At 34.9% G+C, this 14474-nt stretch carries 18 protein-coding genes; 6 read left to right on the forward strand and 12 right to left on the reverse strand.

Features of this window, described 5'->3' with window-relative positions; genetic code table 11:
* The first annotated feature begins 78 nt into the window (after nt 1-78).
* Genes Q3Y49_RS09830 through Q3Y49_RS09840 form a run of 3 tightly spaced genes read left to right on the forward strand, consistent with a single transcriptional unit; the run spans nt 79 to nt 2402 of the window.
* Nucleotides 79-1284, forward strand: coding sequence for an MptA/MptB family glycosyltransferase (locus Q3Y49_RS09830; RefSeq protein ID WP_303267977.1), 1206 nt, complete (start codon nt 79-81; stop codon nt 1282-1284).
* Nucleotides 1277-1786 carry a rhodanese-like domain-containing protein gene (locus tag Q3Y49_RS09835; protein WP_303267978.1) on the forward strand — a complete coding sequence of 170 codons (510 nt, stop codon included), beginning with the start codon at nt 1277-1279 and terminating at the stop codon, nt 1784-1786. Before Q3Y49_RS09830 ends, Q3Y49_RS09835 begins: the two co-directional genes overlap by 8 nt.
* Nucleotides 1779-2402 (forward strand): TIGR04282 family arsenosugar biosynthesis glycosyltransferase, encoded by a 624-nt coding sequence (locus Q3Y49_RS09840; protein WP_303267979.1) that lies wholly within the window; start codon nt 1779-1781, stop codon nt 2400-2402. The genes Q3Y49_RS09835 and Q3Y49_RS09840 overlap by 8 nt, the downstream gene beginning before the upstream one ends.
* A gap of 111 nt (nt 2403-2513) precedes the next feature.
* Here Q3Y49_RS09840 and tsf read toward each other — a convergent pair whose 3' ends face one another.
* From tsf to Q3Y49_RS09885, 9 genes are all read right to left on the reverse strand, one after another.
* Nucleotides 2514-3344 carry a translation elongation factor Ts gene (tsf, locus tag Q3Y49_RS09845; protein WP_303267980.1) on the reverse strand — a complete coding sequence of 277 codons (831 nt, stop codon included), beginning with the start codon at nt 3342-3344 and terminating at the stop codon, nt 2514-2516.
* A gap of 119 nt (nt 3345-3463) precedes the next feature.
* Nucleotides 3464-4258, reverse strand: a complete 795-nt coding sequence (gene rpsB / locus Q3Y49_RS09850) for a 30S ribosomal protein S2 (RefSeq protein ID WP_303267981.1) — start codon at nt 4256-4258, stop codon at nt 3464-3466.
* A gap of 30 nt (nt 4259-4288) precedes the next feature.
* Complete coding sequence (gene rpsI / locus Q3Y49_RS09855; RefSeq protein WP_303267982.1) at nt 4289-4675, reverse strand: 30S ribosomal protein S9; 387 nt, start codon at nt 4673-4675, stop codon at nt 4289-4291.
* A gap of 11 nt (nt 4676-4686) precedes the next feature.
* Complete coding sequence (rplM, locus tag Q3Y49_RS09860; RefSeq protein ID WP_303267983.1) at nt 4687-5130, reverse strand: 50S ribosomal protein L13; 444 nt, start codon at nt 5128-5130, stop codon at nt 4687-4689.
* A gap of 211 nt (nt 5131-5341) precedes the next feature.
* Nucleotides 5342-6055, reverse strand: a complete 714-nt coding sequence (locus tag Q3Y49_RS09865) for an RluA family pseudouridine synthase (RefSeq protein WP_303267984.1) — start codon at nt 6053-6055, stop codon at nt 5342-5344.
* 30 nt (nt 6056-6085) lie between these two features.
* Nucleotides 6086-7171, reverse strand: a complete 1086-nt coding sequence (locus Q3Y49_RS09870) for a sensor histidine kinase (RefSeq protein ID WP_303267985.1) — start codon at nt 7169-7171, stop codon at nt 6086-6088.
* A gap of 9 nt (nt 7172-7180) precedes the next feature.
* On the reverse strand, nt 7181-7870 hold the full coding sequence (locus Q3Y49_RS09875) for a response regulator transcription factor (RefSeq protein ID WP_303267986.1): 690 nt from the start codon (nt 7868-7870) through the stop codon (nt 7181-7183).
* 113 nt (nt 7871-7983) lie between these two features.
* Complete coding sequence (locus Q3Y49_RS09880) at nt 7984-9018, reverse strand: aminopeptidase (RefSeq protein ID WP_303267987.1); 1035 nt, start codon at nt 9016-9018, stop codon at nt 7984-7986.
* On the reverse strand, nt 9015-10148 hold the full coding sequence (locus Q3Y49_RS09885; RefSeq protein ID WP_303267988.1) for a lipid A deacylase: 1134 nt from the start codon (nt 10146-10148) through the stop codon (nt 9015-9017). Before Q3Y49_RS09885 ends, Q3Y49_RS09880 begins: the two co-directional genes overlap by 4 nt.
* Nucleotides 10149-10251: 103 nt before the next feature.
* On the opposite strand from Q3Y49_RS09885, the gene recA reads away from it, so the two are divergent.
* The 3 genes from recA (at nt 10252) to Q3Y49_RS09900 (ending at nt 12514) form a co-directional block, all read left to right on the forward strand.
* On the forward strand, nt 10252-11283 hold the full coding sequence (gene recA, locus Q3Y49_RS09890; RefSeq protein WP_303267989.1) for a recombinase RecA: 1032 nt from the start codon (nt 10252-10254) through the stop codon (nt 11281-11283).
* Between the two features lie 153 nt (nt 11284-11436).
* Nucleotides 11437-12051: a DUF3267 domain-containing protein gene (locus tag Q3Y49_RS09895; RefSeq protein ID WP_303267990.1), complete on the forward strand. Its 615-nt coding sequence runs from the start codon at nt 11437-11439 to the stop codon at nt 12049-12051.
* Nucleotides 12052-12115: 64 nt separating this feature from the next.
* The gene (locus Q3Y49_RS09900) at nt 12116-12514 is read left to right on the forward strand and encodes a hypothetical protein (RefSeq protein ID WP_303267991.1); all 399 of its coding nucleotides are present in this window, start codon (nt 12116-12118) and stop codon (nt 12512-12514) included.
* Nucleotides 12515-12516: 2 nt separating this feature from the next.
* Here the strand turns inward: Q3Y49_RS09900 and Q3Y49_RS09905 are convergent, their stop codons facing one another.
* From Q3Y49_RS09905 to Q3Y49_RS09915, 3 genes are all read right to left on the reverse strand, one after another.
* Nucleotides 12517-13008 carry a c-type cytochrome gene (locus tag Q3Y49_RS09905; RefSeq protein ID WP_303267992.1) on the reverse strand — a complete coding sequence of 164 codons (492 nt, stop codon included), beginning with the start codon at nt 13006-13008 and terminating at the stop codon, nt 12517-12519.
* Between the two features lie 103 nt (nt 13009-13111).
* Nucleotides 13112-13777, reverse strand: coding sequence for an SCO family protein (locus Q3Y49_RS09910; protein ID WP_303267993.1), 666 nt, complete (start codon nt 13775-13777; stop codon nt 13112-13114).
* Between the two features lie 26 nt (nt 13778-13803).
* Entirely contained in the window at nt 13804-14334 is a 531-nt protein-coding gene (locus Q3Y49_RS09915; protein WP_303267994.1) for a CopD family protein, read from the reverse strand.
* Nucleotides 14335-14474 lie beyond the last annotated feature (140 nt).

A 14474-nucleotide genomic window follows, 5' to 3' on the forward strand; every position in this document is an offset into this window, starting at 1 on the left:
AAGTATATAGGATTGCTGTTGATGTGCACTTTGCTTATCAGTACCAGTTACTTTACTTTCCGATATGAAAACATTTTTTTGATTGTACAATACACAGCACTTTTCGTCTTGTATTTGTTTTTAGCATATCAAAAAGATAGATTTTCCTTGAAAGAAATTATTGCTTTCGGAATTCTTTTTAGGTTACTATTGCTTCTACTAATCCCAAATCTGTCTGATGATGTCTATCGATTTCTTTGGGATGGAAAATTATGGTGGGAGGGAGTTGATGCTTATGCTTATTTACCTAGAGGAATAGTCCAAGACAATATCTTAAGTTCAGAGTTGTTTGCTCAACTAAATTCCCCCAATTATTATAGTATTTATCCGCCTTTGAATCAGTTGATTTTTTCAGTTGCGGGGCTGTTTGAAAATATTTCAATGGGAATTATTGTGATAAGGATATTTATAATTCTTGCTGAAATTGGTACACTGTTCTTGCTTCCAAAAGTCTTAAGACAATATGGAAAAGATTCCAAACTCTTGCTTATATATGCTTTTAATCCACTAGTCATATTAGAATTAAGTGGAAATCTCCATTTTGAGGCTTTTGTTGTTTTCTTTTTAATTTGGGCCATTTTTGAATTCGAAAAGCAGAATCACAACAAGAGTGCGGTGTCTCTGGGATTAGCCATCAGTTTTAAATTGTTACCCTTAATTTTATTGGCTGGCTTTTTTAAGAAGCTAGATATGAAAAGTTATTTAAAGTTCATTGTGGTAGCTATAGCAATTGCTATCATGAGTTTTCTTCCATTTTTATTTTCTGATGCTCTCCAGGGGATTATAAAAAGCAGTTCTTTATATTTTCAAAACTTCGAATTTAATGCTAGCCTGTATTACTTAATTCGTGAAATCGGCTTTGCTGTCAAAGGCTATAATATTATTGCCACTTCAGGACCGTGGATGGGAATTTTGTCTTTTGCGGCAATGATAATATTCAACTTATTGGCATCTCCAAAAATTAAATTGTCCGAAAGGATGTTATGGACTTACATTATCTATTTTCTGTTGGCTACCACAGTTCACCCATGGTACGTTTTGCCTATTTTAGTATTGGGAATCATCAGTGGATATAGGTTTCCAATACTATGGTCATTTACCATATTTTTAACCTATTGGGGATACAGTGTAAGTGGTTATGAGGAGAATTTGGGAATAGTGGCATTTGAATACATCTCATTGCTGGTCTTTATCGTAATTGAATTGCCTGGAAAGAATAAAAATCGTAAACTTTATTATGCTTAAAATCTGGATCAACATCATGTTAATATCATTTTTACAGTCTTTAGTGGCTTGTGGTCAGCAGACGTACGACCAAAAGTTGCAATCTCTTTATAAAAAAACAGTGCCACTTATTCAGCCTAAAGCTGTAGATAAGAAATTGAATAAAAATGAAGTATTCATATTGGACACACGTTCAGCAAAAGAATATAGCGTTAGTCACTTGCCCAATGCCCAATTTATTGATTATGATAGATTTGATATTTCCCAAGTTGAAGATATCCCGAAAGATAAAGAAGTAATTGTTTACTGCTCAGTAGGGTATAGATCCGAAAAAATAGGGGAGAAACTAAAAGAAGCAGGCTTTCAAAATGTAAGCAATATGTATGGTGGCATCTTTCAGTGGAAAAATGAGGACCTGAATGTAGTGAATCAGCAAGGGGAAATTACCGATAGTGTGCATACCTACAATAAGCGTTGGGGCAAATGGTTAGAAGAAGGTAAAGGGATAAAGATTTATGAATAAAAAAAGACTACTGATTATCTTCGTAAAAAACCCTGAATTGGGAAAATGCAAAACCCGATTGGCGGCCACAATAGGAGATAAAAAAGCATTAAATTTCTATCGGAATATGCTTCATCGAACCAAACAGGTGACTGAAAAGGTGGATGGTAATAAAGCGATTTATTATTCTTCCTTTCTAGATTTTGATGATTTGTGGTCTAATGAGCCGCCTTTCTACAAGGCCCTTCAAAAGCAAAATCCAGATTTAGGAATAAAGATGAAGTCTGCCTTTGAGGAGGCTTTTCAGAATGGGTATGAATCAGTATGCATTATCGGAAGCGATTGCTGGGCTTTAGATGATAAAGTGATTGAACAAGCATTTAAGGCGTTGGAAAGTAAAGACGCAGTATTAGGACCAAGTAATGACGGAGGCTATTATTTATTAGGAATGAATCAGCTGCATTCAGAAGTTTTTTCCGATAAGGAATGGAGTACAGAAACTGTAGCGCCTAGTACTATAAAAGACTTCAAGAAATTAGGTTTAAAATATGTTCTGCTGCAAGAGTTGACTGATATTGATAATGAGGAGGATTTGAGGACTATTCCTAAAGCACAGATTGAACGATTATTGAAATAATTCGAAATCTTCTGCTATTACATAACTCTTGAAGCAAAAAAAGCCTTTGGATTTATATCCAAAGGCTTTGTCGATTATCTTGAATCTTAAATCTAGATTCTAGAAATTACTTTATCCAATCGCTACTCTTTTGAATTCAGTAACAGTCATTCCTTTATTTACTGAATCTAAGTATTGAGCAATTGAAGTTTTATTATCTTTTACAAAAGCTTGTGGTAATAAAGTATTCTCTTTAAAGAATTTATTCAATTTACCAGTAGCAATTTTTTCCAGCATTTCCTCTGGCTTACCTTCCTGACGAGCAGTTTCTTTTCCTATTTCGATTTCCTTTTCGATAGTAGTTGCATCTACACCATCTTTGTCAACTGCAACAGGATTCATTGCAGCAATTTGCATAGCAACATCTCTTCCTGCATCAGTTACGTCAACACCACCAGTATTTTTCAATGCAACCAATACGCCTAATTTAGCACCAGCATGAACATATGAAACTACTTTCTCCCCAGTTAGGGTCTCGTAATGACTGATTTCGATTTTCTCACCGATTTTACCTACCATTTCAATAACTTTCTCACCAATAGTAATGTCTTGGTAAGGGATTGCTTTTAAAGCATCCATATCTGCTGGTTTTTCAGTAGCAACTTTCTCTATAATTTCTTGTCCAAATTTTTGGAAGTCCTCATTTTTTGAAACGAAGTCAGTTTCACAAGTTAAAGAAATCAAGAAAGCTTGAGTTTGGTCATCATTAGTTTTGATGAATACATTTCCTTCAGTCGTTTCTCTGTCAGCTCTTTTTTCAGATAATTTCTGACCTTTTTTTCTTAAAAACTCAATGGCTTTGTCAAAATCACCATCAGCCTCAGTCAATGCCTTTTTGCAATCCATCATGCCGGCACCTGTTATTTCTCTAAGCTTTTTTACTTCTTGTGCTGTAATAGCCATGCTTATTTGATTTTAGATTTAATGTTAAATATGTAGAATAGGTTAGAATAAAAAAATGAACACCGAATCTAGTCCGATGTTCAATTTATTGATTTATTCAATATTGTTCATTAGAAGGTTTATTCAGCAGATTTTTCTGAAGTCTCTTTTTTCGGAGCATCTTCTTTAGTATCAACTGCTTTTTTCTCTTCCTCTGCTTGTTTCATTTTAGCATCATCTTTCTCTTGCTTTCTTTCCATTAAGCCTTCTTCTATAGCTTTACCGAAAGATTTCAAGATTAAGCTGATTGATTTCCAAGCATCATCATTAGCTGGAATTGGATAATCAACTTGAGTAGGATCAGAATTAGTATCCACCATTGCAAAAACAGGGATATTTAATTTCTGAGCTTCTTTAATTGCAATGTGCTCTCTTTTAATATCGATAACAAATAGCGCGGATGGAATTCTGTTTAAGTCAGCAATACCACCTAATACTCTCTCCATCTTTTCTTTTTCACGCTGAATCATTAATCTTTCTCTTTTTGCAAGATTAAGATATGATTCTTCTTTTTGCATTTTATCGATGTTAGCCAATTTCTTCAATGACTTTCTGATAGTTGCAAAGTTGGTCATCATACCACCTTGCCACCTATCCACAACATAAGGCATGTTCAATCTTTTTGCCTCTTCCATCACGATGTCCTGAGCTTGTTTTTTTGTTGCAACAAAAAGAACTTTTTTACCAGAACGAACGTGGTTTTTGATGGCATGACATGCTTCGTCCAAAGCAGCCAATGTTTTATTCAAGTCGATAATGTGGATGCCATTACGCTCCATGAAAATGTAAGGAGCCATTTTTGGATCCCACTTTCTTGTTAAGTGTCCGAAATGGACACCAGCTTCAAGTAAGTCGTTGTACTCAAGCTTAGCCATAAGTTTTTATATTTATATTGTTTGTAAAAATTAACGTTTAGAGAACTGGAATGCTCTTCTCGCTTTTCTTCTTCCGTATTTCTTACGTTCAACCATTCTCGGGTCTCTAGTAAGGAAGCCTTCTGCTTTCAATGCTGGCCTGTGTTCTGGGTCAAGCTCACAAAGTGCACGAGAGATTGCCAATCGTACTGCTTCTGCTTGTCCTGCAACACCACCACCATCAACATTTACCTTAAGGTCGAAAGAACCTTCAGTTTTTGTTGTGGCAAATGGTTGATTAACGATTGCTTGAAGAATTTCAGTTGGGAAATAATCCTTAACGTCTTTTGTATTAACGGTAATAGCACCTTTGCCCGACTGCATGTACAATCTAGCAACAGATGTTTTTCTTCTACCAATGGTGTTTATAATTTCCATCTATTGATTTTTTAGATTTCTTTAACTTTAGGTTTTTGAGCTTCGTGTCCATGTTCAGCACCTTCATACACATAAAGATTTCTAAACAATTCTCTACCCAATCTATTTTTCGGCAACATACCTCTTACAGCTCTTTCTACTAATAAAGTAGAAGATTTTGCTTTCAACTGACGAGGAGTGATTTCACGCTGACCACCAGGGTATCCTGTGTAAGTCTGATACGTTCTATCATCCCACTTTTTGCCGGTCATAATGATTTTGTCTGTATTGATAACAATCACGTTATCACCACAATCAACATTAGGCGTAAAACTTGGTTTATTTTTACCACGAAGAATTTTGGCTACATCGCTGGCAAATCTACCTAATACTTTTCCTGCAGCATCTACTACAACCCAGTCTTTTTCAACTGTGGCTTTGTTTGCCGAGATGGTTTTGTAACTAAGCGTATCCACTATTTTTTCTTTTTGTTAGTTCTTAACTCCTTATTAATTAGCTTTTTACAGATAGTAAACATTTATGATCGGGCGAACTATCCGCTAAAAGGGACACAAAGATAGATGCTTATTAATTGAAAAACAACATCCTACGAAAAAAATCGCAATGAATTACTCTTTGAAGGTGAGGATATTATTTATTTTACCTTAATAATGGTGATTATTTATATCACCTGTTTTTTTCTAATTGTTTTAATGCTACTTCTATATCTTTAGGATAGGGGGCGTCTGCACTTATGACTTTACCCTTTACATCAGTTAAGCTTATGTTTAATGCATGTAGAGCAAATCTTTTGATAATGGGTTGTTCTTCATCTCCTTTTCCAGCATTAAAGCTTTTCTTTATGGAAGAAAGAAAGAGTGCCTGCCCCCCATAGGTTTCGTCTCCAGTTATGGAGGCATTTAAAGATGCTAAATGAACCCTAATTTGATGCATCCTACCGGTTTCAGGTTTACAAGCAATGAGAGAATGCTTCTTAAATGTTTTTATGGTGTTGAATTTAGTTGAAGCATTCTTGCCTTTTCTGTGAGAGATTTTCACATATCCTGAAGCTGTAGTATGCAATGGCAAATTAACTTCTACCTCCTGAAATTGATGAAGGCCATCTACTATAGCATGATAGGTTTTGTCAACTTGTCTATGTTCAAATTGGATCGAGGCATTTCTGTAGGCTTCTGGATTTTTTGCCACCAACAAGACGCCAGATGTTTCCTTGTCCAATCTGTGGCAGATCTGATAATCATCATTGTATTTTTTGACTAATGACAATATGGTCACAGTATCGTTCCTGTCTGCCAATGTAGAAACAAAGGGCGGTTTATTGATAAAAATATAGTCGTCTGACTCTTTTATAATCAGAGGGTTTAATGCTTTGTAATACATTGTAAATTTTATATTGCCACAAAGATAACTTTATTCTGTCTCAGAATCATCTTCCAATACGGAAACTAATGGTTCAGGGGTCTTTTTTACAGGAAGTTTGAAGCTAAATAAGGAGCCTTTTCCCACAGTACTTGTAACAGAAACAGATGAGCCATGAGCCTCAATGATGTGCTTTACAATAGCTAAGCCTAAGCCAGTGCCACCCCTTTCTTTTGACCTGCTTTTATCAATCCGGTAGAACCTTTCAAATATTCTTTTAATGTGCTCTGGGGATATTCCAGCACCATGGTCTTGTATGGCTATCGTTACATCTTTTTCAGTTATTTCAAAACCAACTGCAATTTCGGTGTTTTCATCGGAATATTTGATGGCATTGGAGATCAAATTGACAATTACTTGATAAATCCGCTGGTAATCTGCAATGACATTAATTGGAGATTCGTATGGCTTATCAAATTGTAAATCCATATTTTTTTTATCAACTTTTCCATCAAATTGATCAAATACATCTTCCACCAAAGCCAATAAATCAATTTCTTCAAAATGCATCTTAATTTCACCTGCTTCTATATGAGAAAGGGTTAGCAGGTCATTTACCAACATCTCTAAGCCATCTAAGCTCTTAGCAGCTTTTTTCAGAAACTTACCCCTTACTTTCTTGTCTTTAACAGCGCCATCGAGAAGAGTGTAAACAAACCCTTGCGCTGCAAAAATTGGGGTTTTTAATTCGTGGGAAACATCAGCCAAAAATTCTCGCCTATAGGTTGCCATTCTCTTCAACTCATCAATTTCTTGCTGTTTGTTAGCAGCATAGCTGAAAATTTCCTGATTAATTTTTCTTAAAGGATTGAATGATTTCTGGGTTTCAATATCATTCACAAAGGAGTAATCTTTTTCACCTAATTTATTAAACACTTCATACAACTTATTGATTTCCTTGAAAAAAAGAAATTCCAATACTATGCTTATAAGTAAGTATGACGAAGAGGAGGCCAAAATAAATGTCAAGATGAGGGCTGTAGTACTTATTCCTTCCAACAAGCTTAGGAAAGCAGTTGTTACAATGCCAATTGATAGCGCTAATAAAATGGAAACCCCTCTGGAATTAAAAAGCATATAGCAAATTTATTCCATATCAAACTTATAACCAACTCCCTTCACAGTGGAAATATAACCATCCCCAACTTTTTCTCTGACTTTACGCACGTGAACATCAACCGTTCTGGCCAAAACATAAACGTCAGAACCCCAAATATTTTGCAATAAATCATCTCTATTGAATACTTTATTAGGGTTTTGGGCCAAAAAGTATAATAGTTCAAATTCTTTTTTCGGTAAGGATACTTGTTTGCCATCCACAGTAACCGTATAGCTCGTACGATCTATCATTAAATTACCAATGGTGATTTTATTACTGTCTTTTTGTTTTTTGACATCACGTCTAAAATATGCGTTTATCCGGCTCATCAATGCACGTGGTTTAATGGGCTTTGTAATGTAATCATCTGCACCATTTTCAAAGGCAGCCACTTCCGAATACTCTTCCGACCTTGCCGTCAAGAAAATAATAAATGCATTGGCTGCCTCCGGAGTTTCTCTGAGTTGACGGCAAGTTTCTACTCCATCTTGGTTGGGCATCATAATGTCCAATAAAATCAATTGGGGTTGGAATTTTTGAGCTTTTTCAACTGCCGTTTTTCCATCCTGAGCCGTTTTTACTTCATAGCCTTCCTTGGTGAGGTTATACTCCAATAACTCAAGAATGTCTGATTCATCATCAACGACAAGCACTTTATGGCTTTGCTTGTTTCCCATGGTTAGTTGCTTTTTTTATTTTAGGCTAAATTCGATAAAAATATTTATAAATTAAGCGATTAAAATGGTAATAACAATTTCTTAATATCTAATTAAACTTAAGGATACATTCTTTATAAAGAATTGAAGTTTTCTTGATAAAAATTCAACATCTTTAAAATATCACCATTGAATTGTACTTTTAATTCTTGTTCTAATAACTGCTGATGACCGGAATAACGTCTGAATGAGAGAAGGTAGGCATTATTAATCTCAATCTGGCTGCTCGGAAACTCAGCGTATTTTGAACTTTTAAATCTTTCTTGGCTTAGTTCCTTTCTAAACTTTTCAAAAAAGTAATATTTCTGGTTTTCTTTTTCCGTAGTACTAAAACCATCAATTCTTTCATACATACTATCGAATTTCGGCAAATATTCCCTTACAAATTGATTCAAATGATGTCTGTCCTGCAGCTGAGCTAAATAGGATTCATACGCAGGCTTAAACTTTATCTTCTGGTGTTCAAAGAACATTTTGGTGAATTCTTGCCCGAAAAAAGAGGCTAGGTTTTCATTGAAATCAACACTGTCTTTAATGAATATTTTGTCGTGCGTTAATTCATGAAAAATCAATTCTGCTAGTCTGCCGGTGTCGTAGGTTAGGACATTGCTTAATAAAGGGTCACTTAACCAGCCTAAGGTTGACCAGGCACTGGCGGTGCGCAATCTAACATCGTAGCCCTGGGTCTTCATTTCTTGCTCTAATCTTAATGCCTCCTTCTCAATAAAGAATCCTTTATAAGCCACTTTGCCTAAAATCGGAAATTTCCATTCATAGCTTTCAAGTTGATAAGGATAAGCCGCAGTGACAACCCACATTAATTCTTTTCCTTGCTGGTCAAACATTTTTTGGTACTGTCCTTCCGATTCAAATCCTAATTCAGTTTGTGCAAAAAATTTGACTTCTTGTACTAATCTGATTTTTTGTTTTAAGGAATCAGGATAATCAGAACTTCCTAAATAAAATTCTAGAGGCTTAGCTTTATACATGATAGTAAATTGGCCTTTCCCTTGTTGCCAGCCATACCGAATTAAGTCCCATTTTACCACGATAATAATCAAGACTATTGAACAGGCGAGCAATAATATTTTCCTGAAAATGGATTTCATCTATTCTTCTTATTGATGGGTATAGTTTTGAAAATATTGAAGTAAATGGCGTGAGAGAATTCAAATGAACGATTGTTAAAGTCCCAGTACGGTTCAAATCTTAGTAGGAGGGTAGAGGACTCGCCAATATTAAATTCGTTCATTAGCCTTAGAATTAAAAGTTTTCTTTCGTCTTCAAAAAATCTTGAGTTAGGATCTGTGGTGTAGGACTGATATAGTCTTCCTCCTTTGTAGGAATAGAAATGATCTCCTTGCCAATAGCTAAGCATGAAGTCTCCAACGGATGTCTCAAAGGTTCCATTAAGATAATAACCGTAACCTTGAGTATATGGTAAACGAAACTGAGGACTATTGTCGATATAATGTAAAAAATAGCCTTCCCATTTATGGCCGTGAATAAAGCCATTCTTAGTCTTGCTTTCGAATGATAAGCCAATTGCATTATTAAATCGAGTAATTAAGGGCTGGCCTCTTAGAGCATCAATCTGACCAGCCTTATGATAGCCTCTAAATTGATAATGGAGTGAGGCCGTATTCCCATTTTCCTTAAATAGATCATATTGACTTACCAAGCCCCCAGAAACTTCCTCTTTAAAAGGAGAATCCTGATAAATCATTTTCTCCCAATTGATCCAGGCATCAAAAAAGATTCTTTCTGTATTGTATAAGTATTGCAAACCGTTTTCAGGTGCATCTACTAAAAGCCTTTCAAAATCTTCAAGCGGTTCCAACATTCTGTGATGAATTGAACCATTGTAATTTCCAAAAATTAATTGACTGTGGTTCCAATTATATAAAATACTGAAATAAGGGATAGAATAGGTCAAATTGTTATTCCCAAAGTCTTTTTGGAGAAATACACCAGCTTGTATATTCACTTGTTCATTTAGTTGATAGCCGATACTTGGAATAAAACGAGTACCAAATAATGTATATCCTTTTACAATTCTATTGAAATATTCATTATTCTTATTGAATGACAAAACCCTTAATGAAAAGCTGAATGGATCTTCAATCGTACTGTCTTTTTTTATCCTTTGCTCAAAGCCTGTATTATCCAATTGAGCCATCAACGGATTAACACTAAAGCCTAAAATGATGATGAAAACACTAATAAATTTATTACTCATAAAATTTAGTTGTAAAGCAAGGCTTAAGCATTTGGCAATTGATTCTTTTCCTGCTAAATTCGATGCAGCAATTTACAAATAAGCCCTATAGAAAAAATTAAAGATGAGCGAAAAAAGCGAAAAATTAAAAGCATTACAACTAACAATTGATAAACTAGATAAAACTTACGGGAAAGGTTCCGTGATGAAGTTAAGTGATGAAAAGGTTGCAGATGTACCTTCCATTCATACTGGTTCATTAGGACTAGATATTGCGTTAGGGATAGGAGGAATTCCAAGAGGAAGGGTAATTGAGGTTTATGGCCCAGAGTCTTCAGGTAAAACTACCTTGGCCATGCACTGTATTGCTGAAGCGCAGAAAGCAGGTGGAATGGCTGCTATTATTGATGCTGAGCACGCTTTTGATAAATCTTATGCAGAGAAACTAGGTATCGATACAGAGAATTTGTTGATATCTCAGCCAGATAGTGGGGAACAGGCGCTTGAGATTGCCGAACATTTAATTCGGTCTGGTGCCTTAGATATAGTAGTGATCGACTCTGTTGCAGCCTTGGTTCCAAAAGGTGAATTGGAGGGCGAAATGGGGGACAGTAAAATGGGCCTTCAAGCAAGATTAATGTCTCAGGCATTGAGAAAACTGACTGGCGCTATCAGCAAAACAGGCTGTTCTTGTATTTTTATTAACCAGTTAAGGGAAAAGATAGGCGTAATGTTCGGTAATCCTGAAACTACAACTGGGGGTAATGCCTTGAAATTCTATGCTTCTGTTCGTTTAGATATCAGAAGAATTGGAAGTATTAAGGAAGGGCCTGATAATATCACCGGTAACCGAGTGAAAGTTAAAGTCGTGAAAAATAAAGTTGCTCCTCCATTTAAAGTCGTAGAATTTGACATTATGTACGGAGAGGGCATTTCCAAAGTAGGGGAGATCATCGATTTGGGTGTAGAACTTGATGTGATAAAGAAAGCAGGCTCTTGGTTTTCTTATATGGACAATAAATTAGGACAAGGAAGAGATTCTGTAAAATCATTAATTCTTGATAATCCAGAATTGATGGAGGAACTGGAAACTAAAATCAGGGCCAAAATTAATGGTGAAGATTTAGATGAGAAGCCAGTCAAAGAAAAGAAATAAGTTTTAGTTCTCCATTTTAAGGGGTAAAAAATTGAGAAAAAACAGCTGTTTCAAGGCAGCTGTTTTTTTTGTATCCATCTACATCTAAAATTCACTAAAGCTTAACATTGTCTATTAATCTTCATGCTAATTTTCACGTACATTTATGTGAAGATGAGTCCAGAGTTGTTAAAAAATAAAAGCCAATATAAAAATGTGTTATCCATCATGGATAGCTCAGAATGGCTTTTATTCATATCTACTTTTATTCGAAGGAAAAATTCTGTGACAAGGATTTACTGGGTTTATCTATTCGTTGGCTTGCTGGCTGGCGTCTACATGTCCTTATCAAACAACGTAGCAGAGATTGAGCATAGAATTTGGATAGTTGGTTTGACGGGTGGCCTTTTACTTTCTCTTCTAATTAGTCCTGTTTTACACGAATTAGTGCATGCGCTGTCTTTTAAATTCTTTGGAGCTAAAACAATTAATTTCAGATGGAACTGGAATCTATTCCGCTTTAATGTTCAAGCCAATGATTTTGTTTTAAGTAAAAAGAGCTATTTCCTAATTTGTGCTTTCACATTTTTCTTGTTTTCTGTGATTCCATTGATGGCTGCTTTTTATGCTACCGGAGTTTGGCTTTTTGTTTTACTATCACTTTCTTTTTTTCATGCACTTTATGCCTTGAAAGACTTAGCGGTTTGTAGCTATTTATATAAATTTCCGAACTGTTATATCTATAGTTCAGATGAAGACAAAACTATTTTTTATAAATCATTGCCTTAATTCATTTTTTTAAGAACCTCGGCTTTTTTTCAACGTATCCGTTTAAAAAATCTAATCAAAAATAATGAACGCTATACTAAGAATAAGTGCACTTTTAATGATCAGCTTTTTAATGAGTTGTGAATCAAAAGAAAAAGAAGTTGAAAAATTAAAGTCTGAGACAATCGCCATTCATGATGAAGTAATGCCTAAAATGGATGACATTATGAAACTGAAAAAATCGCTAAGAAGTAAAAAAGATTCAGTAAGCGAAAGTAAGCAAGAAACCATCCAAACTTTGATTATTGCTTTAGAAGAATCTGACAAAGCTATGATGAACTGGATGCGTAATTACGATCCTAGAATGGAAAATATGTCCGATGCTGAAAAAATGGAGTATCTCAAAAAGCAAAAATCTTCCATTTCTGAGGTGAGTGAAAAAATGAAAAAAAGTATTGCTGAGGCTCAAGAATATTTAAAATAACGTTATTGACAGTTGGAGAGTGACTCTTCAACTGTTTCCAGCTCAATCATTCCTGTCTCATTTCCCCAGCTATTATAGATGTAGGTTGAAATCTCAGCTATTTCCAAATTGGTCAATCGATCCAAGGCTGGCATTGCTTGATTATAGGTTTTTCCATTCACTATAATTTCTCCCTTTAATCCATTTTTTATTGCGCAAATACTTCTTGGAATATCCTCCAACATATAATCAGATTCACCCAAAGGCGGAAAAAGCTTGCCTAAACCATCCCCTTTTTCCTGATGGCAATTGCTGCAATGAGTAGTGTAAAGCTGCTTTCCTTGTACCATATACTTGGCGTACTTCTGCATTTTTTCACTGGAATAGTCTGCCGTGGCAGAATTTTTAAATTCCTCATATCGACCACAGGAAGATATAATTGGAATAAAAATTATAATTAATAATTGCCAAGACTTTATAAATCTCAGTCTGATAGGAAACCTGTCAGGTTTCATTGAATAAAAGTTTTGAAGTACTTCCATTTTTATCATTTCATATTAATTACAAAGCTGACAGCTTTTAGTAAATTTAATAATGAGATCACTAAATGATGAATATTTACTTCTCATCATAAGTGGCCAAAAGTAATTCAATATCCGTGATCAATTTATCAACTTCTTCAGAACGAGTGCCGTCATACACCCCCCTGATTTTTCTTTCCTTATCTACTAAAACAAAAGCTCCACTATGGAGGTAGCCACCTTCTTCATTCTCATCTTCCATGGCAGTAACCATATAACCTTTTTGCCCAAGTTCATAAATGTCTTCTTTTTCACCGGTAACGAAATGCCATTTCGGAGCCTGTACATCAAGTTTTTCAGCAAAATCTTTTAATAAAGCTACAGTGTCGTATTCTGGGTCAATGGTATGTGAGATAATAGCAACTTCATCATTTTCTTTATAAGCTTCATAAACCCGTAACATTTCTTTCTTCATAGTAGGGCAAATCGTAGGGCAGGAAGTAAAAAAGAAATCCGCTACATAAACTTTGCCATCAAAAGTTTCAGGAGTTACCCAATTACTGTCCTGATTAACTAATTTAAAATCTGGAATTGTATGGTCAACTGTGTCGGTTACGGTTTTTCCATCTACAATTTTTTCCACGTATTGCTTTCTTCCCAAAACAGGAAATTCAGCTTTTTTATTTTTTTGATTTTCTAAACCACAAGCCACTAAGATTAAGCTTGTAAGTGTGAACAGAATACTAGATTTAAATTTATTCATTTTTGTTAATTGCAAATTATTAATTACTATTTCTCTCTTAAAGCCTTGTAAATTTTAATAGCCACCATTAATAAAACTCCAAAACTGATAAAGCCTATCGTGCCCCAAATCCAGTCGAGCTCATTTTTAAGTACTATTAAGAATACTACGGCAACCAGAAAAAGAGTTGCCACCTCATTCCAAATTCTTAACTGTGTAGAACTGTATTTGATTTCTCCTTTTTGGAGTTTTTTATAAATATAATGACAGGAGAAATGGTATAAATAAAGGAAAAACACAAAAGTTAGTTTAATGTGCATAAAGGGTTGTTGCAACCAAACGGGTTGTAGAATCAGTAAAGTTGTAGCTAAAATCAAGGTGATAATAGCCGAAGGCCAGGTAATCACATTCCATAAGAGCCTTGCCATTTTACTAAGTTGGGCATGTAGAATACCTTTTTCAGGTTCAGACTTTTGGAGGGCCTCAGTTTGATAAATAAAAAGCCTAACGATATAAAATAATCCTGCAAACCATGTGACTACAAAAATGATATGCAAAGACTTAATATATAAATACATATTTTGTTAATTAGGATTTCAATTTTTTGAAGTAGGAATATTTTACCCTGTTGCAAAAGTAATGATTATGAACTTATTTTTGTTTAGTTCCGTAAAGTATAAAATTAGATTTAGTAACAATTATTACAATTCCTAACTCC

The organism is Marivirga harenae, assembly GCF_030534335.1.
GTDB classification, from domain to species: domain Bacteria; phylum Bacteroidota; class Bacteroidia; order Cytophagales; family Cyclobacteriaceae; genus Marivirga; species Marivirga harenae.

What these genes read in the sequence shown, in the direction of transcription:
- Q3Y49_RS09835 (WP_303267978.1), top strand. Translation starts at nt 1,277, where the DNA reads ATGCTTAAAATCTGGATCAACATCATGTTAATATCATTTTTACAGTCT.
- Q3Y49_RS09840 (WP_303267979.1), top strand. Translation starts at nt 1,779, where the DNA reads ATGAATAAAAAAAGACTACTGATTATCTTCGTAAAAAACCCTGAATTG.
- tsf (WP_303267980.1), bottom strand. Translation starts at nt 3,344, where the DNA reads ATGGCTATTACAGCACAAGAAGTAAAAAAGCTTAGAGAAATAACAGGT.
- rpsB (WP_303267981.1), bottom strand. Translation starts at nt 4,258, where the DNA reads ATGGCTAAGCTTGAGTACAACGACTTACTTGAAGCTGGTGTCCATTTC.
- rpsI (WP_303267982.1), bottom strand. Translation starts at nt 4,675, where the DNA reads ATGGAAATTATAAACACCATTGGTAGAAGAAAAACATCTGTTGCTAGA.
- Q3Y49_RS09865 (WP_303267984.1), bottom strand. Translation starts at nt 6,055, where the DNA reads ATGTATTACAAAGCATTAAACCCTCTGATTATAAAAGAGTCAGACGAC.
- Q3Y49_RS09870 (WP_303267985.1), bottom strand. Translation starts at nt 7,171, where the DNA reads ATGCTTTTTAATTCCAGAGGGGTTTCCATTTTATTAGCGCTATCAATT.
- Q3Y49_RS09875 (WP_303267986.1), bottom strand. Translation starts at nt 7,870, where the DNA reads ATGGGAAACAAGCAAAGCCATAAAGTGCTTGTCGTTGATGATGAATCA.
- Q3Y49_RS09880 (WP_303267987.1), bottom strand. Translation starts at nt 9,018, where the DNA reads ATGAAATCCATTTTCAGGAAAATATTATTGCTCGCCTGTTCAATAGTC.
- Q3Y49_RS09885 (WP_303267988.1), bottom strand. Translation starts at nt 10,148, where the DNA reads ATGAGTAATAAATTTATTAGTGTTTTCATCATCATTTTAGGCTTTAGT.
- recA (WP_303267989.1), top strand. Translation starts at nt 10,252, where the DNA reads ATGAGCGAAAAAAGCGAAAAATTAAAAGCATTACAACTAACAATTGAT.
- Q3Y49_RS09895 (WP_303267990.1), top strand. Translation starts at nt 11,437, where the DNA reads ATGAGTCCAGAGTTGTTAAAAAATAAAAGCCAATATAAAAATGTGTTA.
- Q3Y49_RS09900 (WP_303267991.1), top strand. Translation starts at nt 12,116, where the DNA reads ATGAACGCTATACTAAGAATAAGTGCACTTTTAATGATCAGCTTTTTA.
- Q3Y49_RS09905 (WP_303267992.1), bottom strand. Translation starts at nt 13,008, where the DNA reads ATGAAACCTGACAGGTTTCCTATCAGACTGAGATTTATAAAGTCTTGG.
- Q3Y49_RS09910 (WP_303267993.1), bottom strand. Translation starts at nt 13,777, where the DNA reads ATGAATAAATTTAAATCTAGTATTCTGTTCACACTTACAAGCTTAATC.
- Q3Y49_RS09915 (WP_303267994.1), bottom strand. Translation starts at nt 14,334, where the DNA reads ATGTATTTATATATTAAGTCTTTGCATATCATTTTTGTAGTCACATGG.